The sequence below is a fragment of the Streptomyces sp. NPDC014727 genome, from assembly GCF_043083485.1.
In the GTDB taxonomy this organism is placed as follows: domain Bacteria; phylum Actinomycetota; class Actinomycetes; order Streptomycetales; family Streptomycetaceae; genus Streptomyces.
This window is the reverse complement of the sequence record NZ_JBIBYR010000007.1, coordinates 134957-154735: the sequence shown is the minus strand read 5'-3', so window position 1 is coordinate 154735 and position 19779 is coordinate 134957. Positions and strand designations below refer to the sequence as shown.

Annotated in this window: 15 protein-coding genes and 2 pseudogenes; 8 read left to right on the top strand and 9 right to left on the bottom strand. The window is 70.6% G+C overall.

The genetic code is table 11. The features are described 5' to 3' along the window. Positions 1-77 precede the first annotated feature (77 nt). Together ACF1B9_RS14060 and ACF1B9_RS14055 are read left to right on the top strand one after the other, a co-directional pair. Positions 78-860 (top strand): SDR family oxidoreductase, encoded by a 783-nt coding sequence (locus ACF1B9_RS14060; protein WP_391742475.1) that lies wholly within the window; start codon positions 78-80, stop codon positions 858-860. Between the two features lie 378 nt (positions 861-1238). Next, a pseudogene (locus ACF1B9_RS14055) lies at positions 1239-2809 on the top strand (sodium:solute symporter family protein). An 87-nt stretch (positions 2810-2896) separates the two neighbouring features. Here ACF1B9_RS14055 and ACF1B9_RS14050 read toward each other — a convergent pair. Then, the gene (locus tag ACF1B9_RS14050) at positions 2897-4012 is read right to left on the bottom strand and encodes an ADP-ribosylglycohydrolase family protein (RefSeq protein ID WP_391742477.1); all 1116 of its coding nucleotides are present in this window, start codon (positions 4010-4012) and stop codon (positions 2897-2899) included. 467 nt (positions 4013-4479) lie between these two features. Beyond that, the gene (locus ACF1B9_RS14045; RefSeq protein ID WP_391742479.1) at positions 4480-5271 is read right to left on the bottom strand and encodes a DUF2785 domain-containing protein; all 792 of its coding nucleotides are present in this window, start codon (positions 5269-5271) and stop codon (positions 4480-4482) included. A gap of 302 nt (positions 5272-5573) precedes the next feature. Here ACF1B9_RS14045 and ACF1B9_RS14040 point away from each other — a divergent pair, with 302 nt between their 5' ends. Further along, positions 5574-6158, top strand: coding sequence for a helix-turn-helix domain-containing protein (locus ACF1B9_RS14040; protein WP_391795913.1), 585 nt, complete (start codon positions 5574-5576; stop codon positions 6156-6158). Then, on the top strand, positions 6155-7432 hold the full coding sequence (locus ACF1B9_RS14035) for an MFS transporter (RefSeq protein ID WP_391742483.1): 1278 nt from the start codon (positions 6155-6157) through the stop codon (positions 7430-7432). Before ACF1B9_RS14040 ends, ACF1B9_RS14035 begins: the two co-directional genes overlap by 4 nt. Positions 7433-7665: 233 nt before the next feature. Here the strand turns inward: ACF1B9_RS14035 and ACF1B9_RS14030 are convergent, their stop codons facing one another. Next, positions 7666-8925, bottom strand: a complete 1260-nt coding sequence (locus tag ACF1B9_RS14030; RefSeq protein WP_391742484.1) for an MFS transporter — start codon at positions 8923-8925, stop codon at positions 7666-7668. A 105-nt stretch (positions 8926-9030) separates the two neighbouring features. On the opposite strand from ACF1B9_RS14030, the gene ACF1B9_RS14025 reads away from it, so the two are divergent. Next, positions 9031-9585 carry a MerR family transcriptional regulator gene (locus ACF1B9_RS14025; RefSeq protein ID WP_391742486.1) on the top strand — a complete coding sequence of 185 codons (555 nt, stop codon included), beginning with the start codon at positions 9031-9033 and terminating at the stop codon, positions 9583-9585. 267 nt (positions 9586-9852) lie between these two features. Beyond that, positions 9853-10284 (top strand): hypothetical protein, encoded by a 432-nt coding sequence (locus ACF1B9_RS14020; RefSeq protein WP_391742488.1) that lies wholly within the window; start codon positions 9853-9855, stop codon positions 10282-10284. Between the two features lie 64 nt (positions 10285-10348). Here ACF1B9_RS14020 and ACF1B9_RS14015 read toward each other — a convergent pair whose 3' ends face one another. After that, a complete protein-coding gene (locus ACF1B9_RS14015) occupies positions 10349-11527 on the bottom strand; it encodes a serine hydrolase domain-containing protein (RefSeq protein WP_391742489.1) in 1179 nt (392 codons plus the stop codon). Between the two features lie 207 nt (positions 11528-11734). Between ACF1B9_RS14015 and ACF1B9_RS14010 the strand changes: the two genes are divergently transcribed. Further along, the gene (locus ACF1B9_RS14010) at positions 11735-11917 is read left to right on the top strand and encodes a DUF397 domain-containing protein (protein WP_391742664.1); all 183 of its coding nucleotides are present in this window, start codon (positions 11735-11737) and stop codon (positions 11915-11917) included. Between the two features lie 56 nt (positions 11918-11973). On the opposite strand, the pseudogene ACF1B9_RS14005 reads toward ACF1B9_RS14010, so the two are convergent. Further along, positions 11974-12159 (bottom strand): annotated as a pseudogene (locus ACF1B9_RS14005) (alkene reductase); the annotation flags it as partial. Positions 12160-12521: 362 nt separating this feature from the next. Between ACF1B9_RS14005 and ACF1B9_RS14000 the strand changes: the two are divergent. Next, positions 12522-13412, top strand: coding sequence for an alpha/beta fold hydrolase (locus ACF1B9_RS14000; protein ID WP_391742491.1), 891 nt, complete (start codon positions 12522-12524; stop codon positions 13410-13412). A gap of 120 nt (positions 13413-13532) precedes the next feature. Here the strand turns inward: ACF1B9_RS14000 and ACF1B9_RS13995 are convergent, their stop codons facing one another. From ACF1B9_RS13995 to ACF1B9_RS13980, 4 genes are all read right to left on the bottom strand, one after another. Continuing rightward, positions 13533-16115 (bottom strand): bifunctional FO biosynthesis protein CofGH, encoded by a 2583-nt coding sequence (locus ACF1B9_RS13995; RefSeq protein ID WP_391742493.1) that lies wholly within the window; start codon positions 16113-16115, stop codon positions 13533-13535. A gap of 229 nt (positions 16116-16344) precedes the next feature. After that, positions 16345-17460, bottom strand: coding sequence for a hypothetical protein (locus tag ACF1B9_RS13990; protein WP_391742495.1), 1116 nt, complete (start codon positions 17458-17460; stop codon positions 16345-16347). Beyond that, positions 17457-18653: an MFS transporter gene (locus ACF1B9_RS13985; RefSeq protein ID WP_391742496.1), complete on the bottom strand. Its 1197-nt coding sequence runs from the start codon at positions 18651-18653 to the stop codon at positions 17457-17459. Before ACF1B9_RS13985 ends, ACF1B9_RS13990 begins: the two co-directional genes overlap by 4 nt. A 52-nt stretch (positions 18654-18705) precedes the next feature. Next, positions 18706-19443, bottom strand: coding sequence for a FadR/GntR family transcriptional regulator (locus ACF1B9_RS13980; protein ID WP_391742498.1), 738 nt, complete (start codon positions 19441-19443; stop codon positions 18706-18708). Between the last annotated feature and the right edge of the window lie 336 nt (positions 19444-19779).

Here is a 19779-nt window from a genome sequence, read left to right as displayed (position 1 = left end):
GTTCCCCTTCCGTACTCCGCAGCGGCGTCCTACTCTGACGCCCCGTCAGAAGAACTGCCAGAGCCGGGAGGCCACCGATGTTGCTCGCAGGGAAGACCGTCATCGTGTCCGGCGTGGGCGCCGGGCTCGGGCACCAGGTCGCGGCGACGGTCGTACGGGACGGCGGCAACGCGGTGCTCGGGGCGCGCACCGCGGCGAATCTCGCCAAGTCGGCCGCGGAGATCGATCCGGACGGCCTGCACACCGCTCATCTGGCCACCGACATCACGGACGAGGCACAGTGCGAGGCGCTCGCCGCGCTGGCGCTGGAGCGGTTCGGGCGGATCGACGCGGTGGTCCATGTCGCCGCCTGGGACAGCTACTTCGGCGGGATCGAGGACGCCGACTTCGCCACCTGGCAGTCCGTCGTCGACGTCAATCTGCTCGGCACGCTGCGGATGACGCGCGCCTGCCTGCCCGGCCTCAAGGAGCGGGGCGGGGCGGTGGTCGTCATCGGTACGCAGTCCTCGGTGGCCGCCCCGTCCCAGGTGCGGCAGGCGGCGTACGCGGCCTCGAAGGGTGCGCTCACCTCGGCGATGTACTCCATGGCGCGGGAGTTCGGCCCGCACCGGATCCGCGTGAACACGGTGCTGCCCGGCTGGATGTGGGGTCCGCCGGTGCAGGCGTACGTACAGTTCACCGCGCACACCGAGGGCGTGCCCGAGGCCGAGGTGCTGGGCAGGCTCACCGAACGCATGGCACTTCCGGACCTCGCCACGGACGGCGATGTCGCCGAGGCCGTCGCGTTCCTGGCCTCGGACCGGGCGCGGGCGATCACCGGACAGTCCCTGCTGGTCAACGCGGGCGAGCTGATGCGGTAGGGCCGGTTCGCACGACCGGCTCGCAGGGCCAGCTCTCCTCCTTCTCCTCCCTCTCCTCCTTCTCGGCCGCACGGGACCCGCATCCCGTGCGGTCTTTCTGTGCTCCACGGTCCTCCTGACGCTCTGCACAGCCTGACGAAGCGCCCGCTCATCGTGTGGCCGCCGTCACGTTCACGACAACGCCCACGCGAGTCAAGAGCAAGTAAAAACGTTCGACTTACTGATCCTTGTTCACATCTCTGACCGAAAAAACCTTGACCGGGATGCCACGCAGACGGTTCAATCCCCGAAGTCCCCGCTCCCGCACGGGGACACCGCTGAGCGACCTCACTGACGAAGTGCGTACCCGTTCACAAGGCGGACCCCGGGAGGGGACACATGAACAGTCTCGACTGGGTCGTGCTCATCGGCTACTTCGGTGTGATGGTCGCGATCGGGCTCTGGTCCCACAAGCGTGTGGACAATGTCAGCGACTTCTTCACGGCCGGCGGCAAGATGCCGTGGTGGCTGTCCGGCATCTCGCACCACATGTCCGGCTACAGCGCGGTGATGTTCACCGGATACGCCGGAATCGCGTATCAGTACGGCGTCACCTCCTTCGTGACCTGGTCGCTGCCGATCGCCATCGGCATCGGCATCGGCGCCCAGCTCTTCGCGCCCCGGCTCAACCGGCTGCGTTCACGACTGCACGTCGCGTCCCCGCTCGAATACCTGAAGAACCGCTACAACATCCCGACCCAGCAGGCACTCGCCTGGTCGGGTCTGCTGCTGAAGATCGTGGACGTCGGTGCCAAGTGGGCGGCCATCGCCACCCTCCTCTCCGTGTTCACGGGGATCTCGATCACCCAGGGCATCTTCATCACCGGCTGCATCACGGCCGTCTACTGCACGGTCGGCGGTCTGTGGGCCGACGCGCTCACGGAACTGGGGCAGTTCGTCATCCAGCTCTTCGCCGGGGTCGCGATGCTCGTCACCGCCATGGCCGAGCTCGACGGCGTCAGCACCCTGTGGACGGTCTGGGACAAGCTGCCCGAGGGCCACACCGACCCGACGGCCGGCCCGTACACCGTGACCTTCCTGCTGGCGTACCTCTTCATCAAGACCTTCGAGTACAACGGCGGCATGTGGAACCAGGCCCAGCGCTACATGGCCACGGAGTCCGCCGCCGCGGCGAAGCGCTCGGCCCGGCTCTCGGCCGTGCTGTGGCTGGTCTGGCCCACCGTCCTGTTCTTCCCGATGTGGTGCGCCCCGTTGCTGGTCCACGCGCAGAAGCCGGACGCCTCGGACAGCTACGCCCTGATGACCGAGCAGTTGCTGCCGCACGGGCTGCTGGGCCTGGTCGTCGTCGGCTTCTTCTCGCACACGATGGCCATGTGCTCCTCGGACGCCAACGCGATCTCCGCGGTCTTCACCCGCGACATCGCGCCCATCCTCTCCAAGGCGGCACGCGACTGGGGCAGCCGGGCCGGGCTGCTGGCGGCGCGGCTGTCCACGCTCGGTTTCCTCGCCCTGTCGATGGCACTGGCCACCCAAATTCGCCGACGTTCAAGGACATCATCTCCGTCGTCATCAAGTGGGTCGCCGGTCTGATGGGCCCGATCGCGATCCCGTTCATGCTGGGTCTGCTGCGCAGCTTTCGCAGGTCCGGACCGACGGCGGCGCTCACCAGCTGGGCGGCGGGCCTGCTGGCGTTCTACTTCACCAACTACGACCTCGACGGTTCGGTGAAGACGGACGTCGCGCTGCAGTACCAGGTGGCGCTGCCGCTGGCGATCTCGCTGGTCCTCTACATCGTGATCGGCCTCGTCAAGCCGGAGGTCACCCCGGAGCGCGACGCCGTCATCGAGAAGATCAACTCGGACGGTGGCACGGGAGCCGGAGCGACGGTTCCGGCGCAGGCGCAGACCGGTTCCGTGGACGCGGCGGTCACGGAGGGCGTGAAGGACTGACGCCCGCCGTCCGTGCGGGAAGGCGACGAGAGGCGGGGTACGGCCGCGGCGGCGTCCGCACCCGCCCGTCCCCCGTGGTTCGAGGTCTCAGCCGCGCGGATACCGGGTCAGCCAGCCCGGTGCGGCGGCCGACGGGCTGTGCAGGGCGGGCCCCTGGGTCATCTCCATCGCGAAGTCGTCGGCGAGTTCCAGGACGGTGGCCCGGCCCTCCAGTTCGGCGAGCCAGGCCGGCGGCAGCGCGGTCTCGCCGTGCAACGCACCGAGCAGCGCTCCGCACAGGGATCCGGTGGCCGCGGAAGGCCCCCCGTGGTTCACGGCCAGCCGCAGCCCGTGCCGCACGTCCTCGCCCACCAACGCGCAGTACAGGGCGACGGAGAGGACCTCCTCGGCGGCGTCCGTGGCACCCAGCGACTCGATCAGGGCCGGTCCCGGAATGCCCTGCCGTACGGTGCCGAGGGCCCGCTTCAGCGCCTCGGTGACCGGTTCGTGCCCCGGACGCTCGGCGAGCAGGGCCAGCGCGTGCTGGACGGAACCGTCCAGGGTCTCGCCCCGGGCCAGCCCGTGCACCATGACGGCGAGGGCGCCCGCGGAGAGCAGCGCGGTGGGGTGGCCGTGGGTCTGCGCGGCGCACTCGACGGCCAGTTGGAGGACGAGCTGGGGCTCCCAGCCGACGAGCAGACCGAACGGAGCGGACCGGGTGAGGGCGGCCGAGTCCCGCGCGGCAGGGTTCTTGGGCTGGTCGAGGGTGCCCATGGTGGTGTCGCCGAGACCGGTCAGGCACTCGCGGGTGGGGGCGCGGCGGGCGTAGAGCCACTCCTGCAGGGCGAGCCAGCCGTTGTCCTTGCGCCGTTCGTCGGGCCCCCAGTCGCGCTGTGTGGCCGCCCACCGCAGATGGGCCCGGTGCACATCGGTGGGCGGATGCCAGGCGCCGGTGTCGCGGCGGACCTGGGCGCGGATCAGCCCGTCCACGGTGAACAGGGTGAGCTGCGTGACGGCGGTCACGACGCCGCGCCCACCGTGCGCGGGTACGAAGTCGGTGACCGCGTCGACGCCGTGGGCCGCCCGGATCTCTTCGAGCGTGAGCCCGTCGACACCCGCTCCGAGCGCGTCGCCGATGGCCCCGCCGAGCAGAGCCCCACGTACCCGGCTGCGGAAGTCCTGCTGCTCGGCACGGCCCCAGACAGCTGTGGTCCCTGTGCTCACCGTGCCCCTCCCCCGTCCGCGTAAGCCGTCCGTGCAAGCCGTCCGTGCAAGCCGTCCGCGTACGCCTGCGCAGCTTTGACGCGCAGCACTGTAATCGAACCGGAACGACCGGTTGTGGGCCTGAACGGAATGTACGGAGTAGATCCTGCGATCACTTTTGATCGGCATTTTCCGGGGATTTCCGGGTCTCGGAGCGGCAGTCACTCGTGAGCCGTAGCGGCCACCTGGCCCGGTTGGCCAAGGAGCGCGGGCTCCTCGGCCGACGGCCGTCAGCCGCGAGCGCCGCAGTCGGGTCAATCGTCCTCCATCTCGTCGCACGGCCGGGAAAGCCCGCTGCGAGGGTTGTCCATGCCGAGGCAGCAGCGCCGGCCTTCGGGGGACATCCAGGGTGTGCGCGATCAGCGCCATCCCCCTCGTCCGCGGGGAACGTGCGTACCGGTCCGCCCGACCGAGCCGGGTGCCGTCGGTCAGCGTCTGACGATCCGGTCGAGGACGGTGGCGATGCCGGACTTGACCGCGTCGCGGTGGTGGAGGGGTTCCGCGGGCAGTTCGCTGGTGGGGCGCACGCCCCGGTCGGCGAGGATGTAGAGCAGGCGCAGGGTGCGCAGGCAGTTGCTGATGTGAGCCGGCACCGGGGTGCTGATGCGGTCGGCCCCGAAACGGTCGGCGATCGGCTCCAGCCAGCCGACGGCGTCGCGTTCGTTCAGGTCGGTGCGGGTGAGGACCCGGGCGATCGCCCGGGCCAGGCGGTCGTCCTCCATCTGGTCGTAGACGTGGTCGGTGGGCGCCGTCAGCCGCGCGGCGGCGAGGTCCAGCATCCGCACCGGCGCCACCGCGGGGTGGCGACCGAAGCAGGCAAGCAGGTCCGCGCCGTGCGCCACCGCGTGAAGCCAGCCGAGCTTCTCGTCGTGGCCGCGCAGATCCTGCTCCGCCGGGTACCAGTGCTCGAACGCGTCCACCCAGCCGGCCTTGAAGTCCCCCGCGGCCACCAGCATGTCGAGCACGAGGGGCGCGAAGGTGCGGGCCTCGACCCGCGGGTCGGTGAACCGGGTGGCCATCTCGTCCCCCAGCTCCAGCCGCCGGGACGTCCCGATCACCCCGCGGGCTATCCAGGTCGCGAGGACGGTGTAGGGCGCGCCGTCCCGGACCAGCGGATCAGGATCCGCCAGGGCACGGGACAACTCGCCGACGAGGTCGTCCATGGGCCGGTCGGCGGGCACGGCACAGTCGGCGGCCTCGACGCTCTTCCAGTCGGTCATGACGGGCAGATTAGGTCCTTGCCGTTGCCGCACGCCTGCGAATTATGTCCAGGTATCCACCTCGACCCGTCAACTGCCCGACCGGACCCGGCAGTTCTGCTGTCCGTATCACCCTGCCCGCCGAAGCCGGACAGCGCGATGCGCAGCGGCCCGGTCCGGCGCGATCGCCTTCCACAGGCGTTGATAAAGAAACCTTGGCAAAGGAATGTTTCTAAAGATACCTTTAGATGGTGACTGGAGACCAAGCCGATCAGGCACCTGAAGCAGGTAAAGCCCGTGAACCCCACGAGCAGCGCACCGGCGTGCCGGATACGCCGGTGCGGGAGACCGTGCTCAGCGACCCCCGCGCATTGCGCGCGTATGCGCACCCCACGCGGATGCGGCTCGTCGGAATGCTGCGCCGGGAGGGGCCCTCCACGGCCACCAGGGCCGCCGAGCTGATCGGCGAGTCCGTCGCCAGCTGCTCCTACCACCTGCGCATGCTCGCCAAGTACGGGCTGGTCGAGCAGGCCGGCGGCGGGCAGGGCCGGGAGAAACCGTGGCGAGCCGTCGCTTCGTACACGTCGTGGCCGGCGCACTCCGACGATACGGCCGTGGACGAGGCGGCGGTGGCGCTGAGCACAACGGTGGCCGAGCTGTACTTCGAACGCCTGACGCGTGCCATGGAGCAGCGTCATCGGCTGCCGCGCGAGTGGCGGGAGGCGGAGGAATTCGGCGACCATCAGCTGTATCTGACCGCCGGCGAACTGGTCGAGCTGCGCGAGCGGATCAGGGAACTACTGGGGGCGTACGACGGGCGCAACGACGATCCGGCGCTGCGGCCCGAGGGCGCGCGCATCGTGGAGTTCCTGCGGATCGCCCACGTGGCTCCCGAGGACGCGCCGTGAAGCGGCCTCAGGCGCTGATACCCGCGCTGCTGCGGGACCGGGCGTTCCGGCGGTACTGGACGGGACAGGCGGTTTCACTGGCGGGGGACCAGATATCGCTGATCGCCATCCCGCTCGCCGCGGTGCTCGTCCTGGGGGCGGACGCGGCGGAGATGGGCTGGCTGAAGGCCGTCGAGCTGCTGCCCGCGCTGCTGTTCAACCTTCCGGCGGGGGCCTGGGCCGACCGGTGCGGGCGGCGCAGGGACGTCATGATCGCCACCGATCTGGCACGAGCCGTGCTGCTGGTCTCGCTCCCGGTGGCGTACGCGCTGGACGCCCTCACGTTCTGGCAGCTGTACGGCGTGGCCTTCGGGATCGGTGCGCTGACGGTGCTGTTCGAGGTGTGCAACGCGACACTGTTCGTGTCGCTGGTGCCGACCGAGCAGTTCGTGGAGGGTAATTCCCTGGTCAACGGCAGCCGCTCGATGGCCTGGCTCGCGGGTCCCGGTGCCGGCGGCGTGCTCGTGCAGATCCTGACCGCGCCCGTGGCCCTGCTCGCGGACGCGCTCACGTACGTCGTCTCGGCCGGGCAGCTCGCGCGCATCCGGTCCGTGGAGCCGCCGCCCGTCGAACGGGCCGAGGGACACTTCACGGCAGGGATTCGCTGGGTGTTCCGGGAGCCCTCGATGCGGGCGATGTTCATGGCGTCGGGCAATGTGCAGTTCTTCAACTACATCTTCCACACCCTCTTCGTCCTTTACGCGACACGTCAACTGGGCCTCAGTGCAGGCATGTTCGGAGCCGTGCTCAGTGTCGCGGCGGTGGGTGGGCTGATCGGGGCGGCGGTCAGCGGGGCGGTCGTCCGGACGATCGGCGTCGGGCCGTCCATCGTCGCGGGGTTCGCCCTCTTCACCGTGCCGCTGATGCTGGTGCCGCTCGCGGGCGGGGCCTTGCCGGTGGTGCTCGGGACGCTCTTCGTCGCCGAGTTCGTCTCCTGTGTCGGCGTGATGTTCGTCGACATCGCGGCCGGTTCGCTCCAGATGGCGCTCATACCCGACGCGCTGCGCTCTCGCGTGACGGGCGCCTACCGAACTCTGAACCATGGCTTCCGGCCCCTCGGAGCCCTGGCGGGCGGGGCGCTGGGGGAGGCGGCCGGGCTGCGGACCGCGCTGTGGGTGGGCACGGCCGGGGCGGTGCTGAGTGTGGTGTGGATCCTGTGCTCCCCGGTGGCCGGGATCCGAAAGCTACCGACTCGTAGTGCCGCGTCAGGCAACGATTGCCCTGCTGTGACGTGACGCGCCGCACGGTTCCTACAGGGGCCGGTGCGGGGGCGGACCTCTTCGGGGCGGGGCGGTCGGCCCAGGCCGAGCGTGGACTCAGCAGCGGGTGCATGTGGTGACCAGTGTCGACTTCAGCGAGAAGACGTGATCGCGCAAAGGCCGCCCCACTGTCCGAGGGACGGCGAGGCACGTGGTCAACGGGCCGCTCACGGCCGGAGGTTGAACACCAAGCTCGGACGCGGGGCGCCTCACCTCGTCGCGGCCTGCTTGTCGTGACCGGCGTGCAGGCTTGCCAGCAGGCTCAGTGCGAGTACGGCGACGGCGGTGACGAGGGGTACGGTCCACGCCCCCGTCACCGTGCGGAGCAGTGACGCGGTCGCCGGGCCCGTGGCGGCGAGGAGGTAGCCGCCGGTCTGCGCGACCGCGGACAGGGCCGCCACATGGTCGTGGTCCTTGCCGCGCTTGACGTAGAGCACCCCGGCCAGTGCCTGGCCGCCGCCGAGACCGGTTCCGAGCACCAGCGCCCAGACGGCGGGGACGGACGCGGGGGCGGTCAGCAGGCCCGTGTAACCCGCCGCGCAGATCAGGATGACCACGACGATGTGTGGACGCTGATCGGTACGTGCGGCCGCCAGCACCGGGACGGTGAAGCCACCGACGGCGACTCCGACGATGAACAGCGACTGCATGCTTCCGGCCGTCGCCCCGGAGACACCGGCGTCGACGAGGATCGCGGGCAGCCAGGCGAGCGTGGTGTAGAAGAGCAGCGTCTGGAAGCCGAAGAACGCGACCAGGCTCCAGGCCAGCGGCGTGCGCAGGACTCCGCCGGCCCGTCCCCGTTCCCCTGCCTCGGCGCTCCGGGCCTCCGTCGGTCGCTGTGTCTTCCGTGCCGGACCAGCGGATCCCCGCAGTTGCGGTGCGACACCGAGCGCCGCGAGCGCCGCCGGGATCACCGCGAGGCCCATCGCGGTCTCCCACGAATGTCCGGCCGCCTGCCACACCGGCACCATCAGCGCCGCGATCAGTGCCGAACCGGCGCCCATGGACAGGGCGTAGACACCCATCATGACGCCGACCCGTCGGCGGGCGAAGCGGCTGCGGACGAACACCGGTATCAGCACGTTCACCACCGCTGTGGCGATGCTGACGATCACCGTGCCGACGAACAGGCCGGGCAGTCCCAGCACGCGGACGACCGCCCCGGCGAGCAGCACGACACTGGCCGCGAACAGGCCGCGTTCCTCCCCGAACCGGCGCCGGACCAGTGAGGCGAGCGGCGCGAACGCGCCCATGCAGAGCGGTGGCAGCAGACCGAGCAGAGTGATGGTCCCGGTCCCGAAGCCCGCCACGGGCGCGAGCGGGCCGAGCTGCCCGAACGCCACGCGGGTGTTCAGGCTGAGGAGGACGAAGCCGGTCACCAGGACCACGGCCGAGGACGTCCCCCGGAGCGGCGGACCCTGGACGGGCGAAGAGAACTGGGCGGTGCGGCTGGGCGCGGGAACGGACACGGGAACCTTCCTGTGGTCGGCGGCCCCGCCAGCTTTCACGCTCAAGTAAACTTGAGCGCAAGCTTGCGGGGCCGCAGCAGACCGGGGAACCCGGCGGAGGTGCCCATGAAGGATCTGTACTCGATCAGCGAGGTCGCCGACGCGTTCGGGCTCACGGTCCCGGCGCTCCGGTTCTACGAGGAGCGCGGGCTCGTACGGCACAGCGTGCGCCGGGGGCGCGTCCGCTACTACACCCGCGAGGATCTCGCCCGGCTCGCCTACGCGCAGCTCTGGCACGACGACGGCATGCTGACCCTCGCGGAGACGAGCGCGATCGTCGACAGCGAGAAGGTCGAGGACCGCCTCGGGCTCATCACCGCCCAGCGGGAGGCGATGCGTCGGCGCATCGAGAAGCTCGACCGTGCTGTGGCGGTCCTGAACCACATGCTCGGCTGCCGCACCGACGATGCTCTGGCCTGCCCGATGACCGGCGACTACATCCGGGGCCGGGTCGACGCCGCGCTGAGCGGCACGCCACACATCACGGACTTCTTCCCGCCCGACGAGCCGCATGAGCTGAACGAGCCGGGCGAGCCGGGCGAGCCGGGCGAGCCGCACAAGTTGAACGAGCCGGACGAGTACCGGGGAGCCTGCCCGGAAGGCTCGATTGAACCTTCCTAGGTCAATCAGTCCAAGGGATGCGGCTGTCCGGTCGAGGCCGAAGGTATCCATACCCCTTGCGGGCGAGTCGAGTTGGTCCTTGCGCATGATTCGGCGGAGCGGACTGCGAGACAGCATGGGGCCATGGTCACGTTTGGGACACCGACAGCCGCTGTCGTCTCCGAGAGCCAGTCCCCTGCCCGTTGGGTGGTCCGAGTCGCGCACATTGCGGCACTCACTGCTGTGCCGTCCGGGATCTGGCGGATCGCGATGGGGGTTGGCATACCGGTGGGATTCAACACCACGGGATTGGACATTCCTGGCTGGTTCAGCGCCATGTGTATCGCGATGAGCTTGGGTACCGAGGGGCTCACGTTGCTCACACTTGGGCTGGTCAAGCCCTGGGGCGAGGTGGTGCCCGGCTGGATCCCGCTGATCGGAGGGAGGCGTGTCGCGCCGCTGGCGGCGGTGATTCCGGCGTTGCTCGGCGCGGCCGTTGTGATGCTGTTGACGATCCCCCGGGCGGGCGGCTTCGGAGGGGCCCAGGGAGCCCCGACCGGGCCGGCGCTCGTCGTGATGAACGCCTGTTACGCACCACTGCTGCTATGGGGACCACTGCTCGTGGTCGTCACAATCTCCTACTACCGGCGGCGCCTGAACCGAGCAGGCGCAGTCAACCTCGGTGCGGCCCTCCCGGATCCGTTGGACTCATCCATCTAGGCGGCTTCCCGGCCGGCCCAGCGCACCGGCGACTTCCGGTGCGCGGGCCGGCCCGTCCCGCGGTTCAGCGGCACAAGGCGGTGTCCACGGCGGCCTCCACCCGCTCCACGACAGCCTCGTCCGACGGCATGGCGGTCACCGCGACACTGGCGGCGCGTCCGTCGCCGGTGGCGCCGCCTCGGCTCTCGTATCCAGGAATGTCGCCGCCGTGGCCCCAGTACACACCGCCGCACGACAGCGGCACGCTCGCCAGGCCCAATCCGTAGCGGACGCCGTCGCCGAGGTCGTCGGCGGGGACGGTGGTGCGCATCTCGGCGAGCTGGGCCGCCGGGAGGAGGCGGCCCCCGAGGAGCGCGGCGTGGAACTGGTTGAGGTCGGTGTTGGTGGAGACCATCGCACCTGCCGCCCAGCCCCAGGAGGGGTCCATTTCCGTGTAGTCACGCAACGGCCCGTCCGCCGAATCCCTGAAGTAGCCCTTGGGATGGGGCTCGTGGATGGTCATGTCGCCGGGGGCGGGGAAGTACGTGTGGCGCAGCCCGGCGGGGACGACGACACGCCGGGTGATCTCCTCGCCCACGGGACGGCTCGTGACCTTCTGGATGATCAGGCCTGCCAGCAGGTAGTTCGTGTTGCTGTACTCCCATTTCGCGCCCGGGGGGAAGTCTGCCTTCTGCTTGAGGGCGATATCGAGAAGGTCGCGGGGTTCGAAGTAACGGTGCTGAAGGGTGGCGAGGTCCAGATCGTCGGTGTACTCGGGAAGTCCACTGGTGTGCTGGAGCAGTTGACGGACGGTGATGCGGCGCCCGTCTATCCCGTCCCCGCGTACAAGACCCGGCAAGTAGGTGTCGATCGCGGTGTCGAGGCCGACCTTCCCCTCACCGACCAGCTGCAGCATGACCACGGCGGTGAACGTCTTGGTGTTGCTGCCGATCCGTACCTGCCCGTCCCTGGGCACCTTCGAGCCGGTGGCCAGGTCGCCGACCCCTGCGGTGTAGGAACGGGTGCGGCCCTCGCGGCCCTTGACGCTCGCCAGCGCGGCGGGCATGCCGTCGCTGTGCACCAGCGCGCTCAGGCTCTGCTGGACGGTGTCCGGCCTGGTCGCTGTCGCTGCGGATGCCGGCGGCGCCAGCGCACCCACTGTCATGACGCCGACGGTCACCGCGACCGCGACCGACACGGCCCTGCGCCGAACGCTCTGCTTCCCGGCGCGAGAACGGAACTTCTGCCATGTCTGCTCGTGCACGAAACAACTCCTGCGGAATCGAGGGGAACCGGCTGTGTGCACGGCCCAGCATCTCCGGGTACGACCGCCCGAAGTGATCCCGCTACCCGCCCATTTCCGGGTGGGGGTACCCCCCAGGTGCGCTCGTCCGACGATCGCCTCCGGGATCTGGGCGTGGTCCCCGTCGGACTCCATCGCGTTCATCAGGGGCGTCCTGGAGGACCACAGATCGCGAGCCGTATCCCCGACCTCGGCACTGCGGTGTGGCGCAAGTCCAGCTACAGCCACGGCGGCGACGACAACTGCCCCGGCCTCGTGCCCGTGCGCGACAGCAAGACCCCCACCGGTTCCGCCCTCGTCGTCACCGCCCCCGCCTGGACCGCCTTCGTGGCCTTCACCGCCGAGCGCTGAGCCCCCGCTCCGCGCGGCATTCGGCCCCGGCCCGCCTCACCCCGCCGTGCGCGCCCTCACGCGTTGGCGGGCAGGGACGGGTAGTCCGTGTAGCCCGTCGGCCCGCCCACGTACATCAGGTATGCGTCCCGGACCTGGTTCATCGGGGCGCCGGTGCGCATGCGGCGGATCAGGTCGGGGTTGGCGAGGAAGGGGCGGCCCAGGGCGATCAGGTCGGCCCCGGCGGCCAGCAGCGAGCCGCCGCGCTCCCAGGACGTACTGGACGACGTGATCGCCACGGCGGAGGGGCGTGTCGCGCAGGACGGCCGAGCCGACCGCTGACGACTCGGGAGGCGTCGTCACCGCCCCCGCCCCTCCCGGCGGGGCCGATACGCCTCGTGGCCCCGGCGGGCCCATGCGCTCGCCCCTCCCGGGGGAGGCCGGTCGCCCCGGTGCGGGCGCCGAGGTGCGGGCCGGGAGTCCCGCACCTACGGTGACCAGAAAGGGCCTGCCCGGTCACTGGGTCGCCCGGTCGCCGGGGTGGTCGGATCTCCCTTCGCGCCACCGCGGCGCTCCGCCCCGTCCCGCCGCGACGGCAGAACGCCCCCTCAGCCTTGGAGACCCCGTGAATTCCTGTGTTCCGGCCACCGTCCACCACCGCACGGTGCGGATCGACGGACTCGACGTCTTCTACCGGGAGGCGGGCGACCCGGATGCACCGACCGTCGTCCTGCTCCACGGCATGCCCACCAGCTCCTTCATGTTCCGCAACCTGATCCCGCTCCTGTCGGACCGCTATCACGTCGTGGCTCCCGACATGATCGGCTTCGGGTTCTCGTCGGCACCGGCTGCCGACGCCTTCGACTACACCTTCGACTCCCTGGCCGAGATGGAGCACCGGCTCCTCGACGAGCTGGGCATCGGGACGTTCTCCCTGTACGTCCAGGACTACGGCGCCCCCATGGGCTGGCGGCTCGCCCTGCGCGACCCCGACCGGATCACCGCGATCGTCAGCCAGAACGGGAATGCCTACGAGGAGGGCTTCGTCCCCTCCTTCTGGGATCCGCTGTGGACGTATGCGCGGAACCCGGACGACGAGTCGCTGGCCGGACCGCTGCGCCGCAGCCTGGACCTCGACATGATTCGCTGGCAGTACCTCCACGGGGTGGCGGACCCCGAGACGGTCAGTCCCGACACCTGGCACCACGACCACGCGATGGTCAACCGGCCGGGCAACCCCGAGATCCAGCTCAGGCTCTACGCCGACTACCCCTCCAACGCACGTCAGTACCCGGCGGTGCAGGAGTACTTCCGCACCAGCCAGGTGCCGCTGCTCGCCGTCTGGGGGCGCAACGACGAGATCTTCGGCCCGGCCGGCGCGGAGGCCTTCCGCCGCGACCTGCCGGCGGCCCGGGTGCATCTCCTGTCCGGCGGCCACTTCCTGCTGGAGAGCCGGCTGCACACCGTGGCCGACCTGATGCGCGGCTTCCTCGCCGGCGTCACCGAACCCGCCTGAGCACCCCGGCGCCGGGCGGAGGAAACAGCGCAGGCGGCACGAACCGGGCCCGCCCCGGCTGCCGCGGCCCCTCCCCCGCCGCCGCGGGGACGGCACGGTCCGACCGGCGTCGGCACGCGCTCAGTCCGGCAGCACGGGCAGCAGCTCCGGCAGGTGTCCGTCGGACGCCTTCGCCGCCGTCACCCGCTCCTCGGGCACCTCCCCGTACAGCGTCGTACGCGGCTTCGCCGGGCGGCCCGCGAGTTCCGCGATGGCGACCAGGTCCTGGACGGAGCGGTACGAGCCGTAACTGGAGCCCGCCATCCGGGAGATGGTCTCCTCCATCAGTGTGCCGCCCAGGTCGTTGGCGCCCGAGCGCAGCATCTCGGCGGCGCCCTCCGTGCCGAGCTTCACCCAGCTGGTCTGGATGTTGGTGATGTGCGGGTGGAGCAGCAGCCGGGCCATGGCGGTGACGGCCCGGTTGTCGCGGTCGGTCGGGCCGGGGCGGGAGATGCCGGCCAGGTAGACCGGGGCGTTGGTGTGGATGAACGGGAGAGTGACGAACTCCGTGAAGCCGCCCGTCTCCTGCTGGAGGTTCGCCAGCGTCCGCAGGTGGCCGAGCCAGTGGCGGGGCTGGTCGACGTGGCCGTACATCATCGTCGACGAGGAGCGCAGGCCCACCTCGTGGGCGGTGCGGATGACCTCCAGCCAGGTCGCCGTCGGCAGCTTGCCCTTGGTGAGGACCCAGCGGACCTCGTCGTCCAGGATCTCGGCCGCCGTACCGGGGACCGAGCCGAGCCCGGCCTCCTTCGCGGCGATCAGCCAGTCGCGGATGGACATGCCGGTGCGGGTCGCCCCGTTGACGACCTCCATGGGTGAGAAGGCGTGCACGTGGATGCCGGGGACGCGTTCCTTCACCGCACGCGCGATGTCGAAGTACGCGGTGCCGGGCAGATCCGGGTGGATGCCGCCCTGCATGCAGACCTCGACCGCGCCGACGTCCCACGCCTGGGCGGCGCGGTCGGCGACCTGGTCCAGGGAGAGGGTGTACGCGTCGGCGTCGGTGCGCCGCTGGGCGAAGGCGCAGAAGCGGCAGCCGGTGTAGCAGACGTTGGTGAAGTTGATGTTCCTGGTGACGATGTAGGTGACGTCGTCACCGACCACGTCACGGCGCAGGGTGTCCGCGATCCGGCACAGTTCGTCGAGCGCCGGGCCGTCCGCGTGGAGCAGGGCGAGCGCCTGGTCGTCGTCAAGTTTCGTCGGGTCGTCGGCGGCCTGGCTCAGCGCCTGGCGCACATCGGCGTCGATGCGGGAGGGGACCATGCCGGGGGCGGCGGCCTCGCGCAGCGCCTCCCAGTCCCCGTACACCTCGTCGAAGTCCTCGCGGCGGTCGCCGGTTCGGCCCTGGGTGTCGATCGTGCGGTGCAGATCGGTGCGGCCACTGGCGCCGAACTCCTCGTCGGGTTCCTGCCAGGGCAGGCCGACGGGGATCGCCCCCTCCTTCGCGAGGCCCGTCTCCGGGTCGGCGAGGGCGCGGACGTGCGGGAGCAGGCGGGGATCGAGCCAGGGCTCACCACGTCGGATGAACTCCGGGTAGATGGTGAGGCGTTCGCGGAGCGTGAAGCCGGACTCGGCGGTCTTCGCGGCGAGTTCGTCGATGTGCGGCCAGGGACGTTCGGGATTCACATGGTCGGGGGTGAGCGGGGAGACGCCGCCCCAGTCGTCGATGCCCGCGCCGATGAGCAGCGCGTACTCGGCGTCGACGAGGTTCGGCGGGGCCTGGATGCGGGCGGACGGACCGAGGACGTGCCGGGCGACGGCGATGGCCGCGGCCAGTTCCTCCAGTTCGGCGTCCGGCATGCCGCGCATCGCCGTGTCCTGCTTGGCGCGGAAGTTCTGGACGATGACTTCCTGGATGCCGTGGTAGGCGCGCGCGGTCCTGCGGAGCTCGAAGAGGGAGTCGGCGCGCTCCTCGTAGGACTCGCCGATCCCGATCAGGATGCCGGTCGTGAACGGGACGTTGGAGCGGCCCGCGTCCTCCAGCACCCGCAGACGTACGGCGGGTTCCTTGTCCGGGGAGCCGTGGTGCGGGCCGCCCGGTTCGGACCACAGGCGGGTCGCGGTGGTCTCCAGCATCATGCCCATGGACGGGGCGACGGGCTTGAGGCGCTGGAGGTCGGTCCAGGTCAGCACGCCCGGGTTGAGGTGCGGAAGGAGACCGGTCTCCTCCAGGACCCGGATCGCCATGGCGCGTACGTACGCGAGGGTGTCGTCGTACCCCTCGGCCTCCAGCCACTCCCGTGCCTCGGGCCAGCGGTCCTCGGGCCGGTCGCCGAGCGTGAACAGGGCTTCCTTGCAGCCCAGGGCCGCGCCCTGGCGGGCGGTGTCGAGCACCTCGTCGGGCGAGAGGAACATGCCGTGGCCCTCGCGGCGGAGCTTGCCGGGGACGGTGACGAAGGTGCAGTAGTGGCACTTGTCGCGGCAGAGCCGGGTCAGCGGGATGAATACCTTGCGGGAGTACGTGATGACGCCCGGCCGGCCTGCGGCTTCGAGACCGGCGTCGCGCACCCGGGCGGCCGAGGCTGCGAGATCCGTCAGGTCGTCGCCGCGCGCCTGGAGCAGCACGGCGGCCTCGGTCACATCGAGAGCGACACCGTCGCGGGCCCGCTTGAGGGCTCGCCGCATGGAATTGGTGGTCGGACGTCCGCGCTGGGGATCGGTCATGGACCGAGCATACGAGCGAGGCCCGCCCCCCGGACCAGGGCATCTGCCGGGCGACCGCCTCCCGGCCCTGCCGGAGGGGCCGGCCGGCCCGGTCCCCGCGCGTACCGGCGGCGAGCTGCGTCAGGCGGCCGAGGATCGCCCGCCCGTGGCGATCCCGCCGGGGCCGCCGCGTTCGTGCGCGGTGGGGGGCAGCCCCGACGGGTCGTCCGCCCGGACTGCCCACAGTTGGTCAGCGGCTGTAGCGAGGCGGCAGGACGAGGCGGGGATTGGGATCGAGAAGGATGTCGGCTGGGCCGAACTTCCCAGCCAGCTCGCGGATTTCGGGGTCGTCGAGGAGTAGAAGACAGCCATTGTCGACGAAGGGCTGGCCGTCGAGGGTGATGGTGGGCTGGTCGAACTGGCAGTCGCAGTGTGCGTGGCCGGGGCCCGTGCGGTCGACTGCCCCTTGCGGGGTCAGGCCGTCGAGGCCGAAGTAGAAGGCGCCGGCGTGCTTCTCGCGTTCGAACTGCGTACCGCCTGCCGAGCGGACCTTGGGGTTGACGCCGATGAGCGCGTGGCGCATGTAGTAGCCGTCCGGTGCGTAGCGCTGCAGCTCGGCGGCCGCCGCGCCGCCGTGGATGGCGGTGACGCGGTTGTTCTCCAGCTCCAGGGTGGTCCGCTCGGCGGGGACGCCAGTGACGGTGGATTCCTCTACAACGACCACGCCGTCCGTCTGGTCGGGGTAGAAGTTGGCGCCTCCGTAGGGGAAGGGCCGCCACATGCCGGTGGTGAGGGGGGCACTCGGGTGACCCGGGGTGGTGAAGGCGCGGAAGGTCACGTCGGTGCCCAGCGCGGTCGTGACCCTGATCTCCTGTGCTGCGCCGATCCGAGCGTACGCCTTGGTCTCCAGCGCGAAGTACAGCTCGAGCGGGAACCGGGCACCGGTCGACAGGGCCGACGCCGTGGCCGTCTGGTGCAGGGAGACGAACCGGGCGCGCTGTTTTGCGATCTCGTCGAAGAACAGGCGGGTGGTGTGCACTTCCCCCCACCAGGTCAGCGAGATCACTACGTCGGCGGCGGCATGAGCGGCGGACGGCAGCGGCGAGGGCGTCGAACGATCCCACCCGCCGGCGCTGATCGGCGGTATGGACAGCACGTGCACCTCGGCGTTGCGGTAGGCGGCCGCCGCCGCGATGGCCTGGATGACCACCGGATCGGTGCCGTGCTCGGCGAGGACCAGCACCTGCTCTCCCGCCGTGACCGCGGCGTATTCCAGGAGGTTGTAGACGCCGGGCATCAGCTCGGTGATCGACAGCGGCGCGGCCGTCGGCGTGTCCAGGTAACTGAAGGGCGCAATCATGGTCATGACGGCGATTCTCCGATCCGTGCGGTTGAGGTAGGTCGGGAAGTGGATTTCAGGCGCAGGTCGCGGCCGGCGCCGGCACCGACGGCGGCCTGGGCGAGCGTCAGCGCGACGAGCAGCATCAGGGGGAGCGTCCATCCGCCGGTGAGTTCGTGCAGTGCGCCGAGGAGGAGCGGTCCGACGGCGGCCACGAGGTAGCCGACGGACTGGGCCATCGAGGCCAGCGCCGCCGCCTGCGAGGCGTCTGCCGCCCGCTGGCTCTGGAAAGCCAGGGCGAGGACCAGACACGCTCCGCCGCCCAGGCCCGTGAGGACGCTGGACACGACGGCCAGTTGGGGGGCCACGGCCAGCAGCGCGAAACCCAGCGCGACGATCGCCGAGGCAGCCGCCGCCAGGAGTCGTTGATCCGTCCACCGGCGGGCAAGCACGGGAAGTGCACTGCTGGCGACCAGGCCGACGATCTGGTACAGGAACAACTGCCAGCCGGCGGCGGCCTCTCCCACTCCGTGGTCGTGCACGATGCTCGGCAGCCAGGCGATCGTGGTGTAGAAGCCGAGGGATTGCAGCCCCATGAACACGCTGACCTGCCAGGCCAAGGGGGAACGCCAGGGGATGGGCTCTCGCCTGGCAGGGGTTGCCGCCGCGGCGCCGGTACGCCTCCAGAGCGGGACCCAGAACCCGAAGGCCAGCACAGCCAATGCGGCCCAGACCCCCAGCGCGGTGCGCCAGCCGCCTGGCAGGTGGTCAGCCATGGGCACCGAGACCCCGGACGAGATGGCGGCCAGCAGGCCCATCGCGGTGACATAGAGGCCGGTCACCTGCCCGATCCGGTCTTCCGGCACAGTGCTCTTGATGACGGAAGGCAGCAGCACATTGCCGTAGGCGATCGCGGCCGCGATCACCACCGTTCCGACGAACACGAAGGGCACGCCTGGCACGGAGCGTATGAGCAGCCCGGCCGCCAGCACGGCCAGCGAGGCGACCAGGGCGCGTGACGCGCCGTAGCGGTGCGCGGTCCGGCCGACCAGCGGCGAAGTGGCGGCGAACGTGAGTAGCGGCAGGGTCCCGAGCAGTCCTGTCCATGTGCCGGACAGTCCGGTCGATGCCTCGATGCCGGGAAGCAGCGGACCCACCCCGGTCAGGGCGGCACGCAGATTCGCTGCGACGAGGACGACGCCGACCAGCAGCCACACCATGGACCGCCCACTCGGCGCTGCAGCCCTCACCTGATCCGACAGGTCGCGCGAATCATTCACCCGCATGACGACCGGTCCCAGCGGCACCGGCCTGCTCAGCAAAGATGTCTACGCTCAGTCGGCTGGTCACCCGCACCAGCATGGACGCTGCGTACCGGGCAGCGACCGCGTCGCCGGCACCGATCGCGTCGACGAGCGCGGTATGCCAGTGATCGTGCTCGGCGGCGACGTCATCGTCCCACGGCAGCGCGGCCAGCAGGGCGGACAGGGCACTGCCCAGGTGTTCATAGAGCTCCATGAGCAGCTCGTTGCCGCCGGCCTTCACGACTGCGAGGTGAAAAGCCCCGTCGGCGGCCGCGACCTGAGCCATCGACCCGGAGCGGTTGCTCTCGCGAGCCGCCACCAGGAGCTCCCGGATGCGCGCGGTATCCGCCTCCGACCGTCGCTCAGCGGCCAGACCGGCAGCGTATTCCTCAAGCACCGCCCGCAGCTCCAAAACGTCCGCCGGCCGCGTGGTGGCCGTGCGCCGCAGCAGGACTGCTTCGAGCTCGCTGGTCACCCGGACATACGTGCCGTCGCCGACGCGCGCCTCCAGCAGGCCGAGGTGGATCAGCGCCCGCAACGCTTCGCGAACGGTGTTCCGGCTGACCTGGAGCATGTCGGCCAGCTCCTGCTCACCCGGAATACGCGTGCCCACCGGCCATCGCCCGGACGTCAGCTGCTCCCGCAACTGGTCGGCGACCTGCGCTGCCAGCGTCGTCGCCCGGCGCGGCTGCCGCAATCCCTCCATCAAGCCCTCCACATGTTGGACATCTGCACATCTACAGAGAAGCATATGGACGGCCGACCGAGCCAGAGGCGTGTGGCGCACGTCACCTCAGGTGTCGATGCGCGACGACCCCTCCAGGGACGGACGCCGCCGACGTCGGCTTCGGCGGGCACTGGACGATCAAGCTGATCCCGCGCGGGATGGTCGACGCCGCGGCGAGCAACGGCGGGCGCATCGACACACCTTCACCCCCGAGGCCGCCTCCCCACTCCGCTATGGCATGCCCCGCATCCTCGGCCTCTGCGGCTGAACGCCGGACCGCGCCTGGCTGAACCTCAGGCACATGCGGTTGCAGTA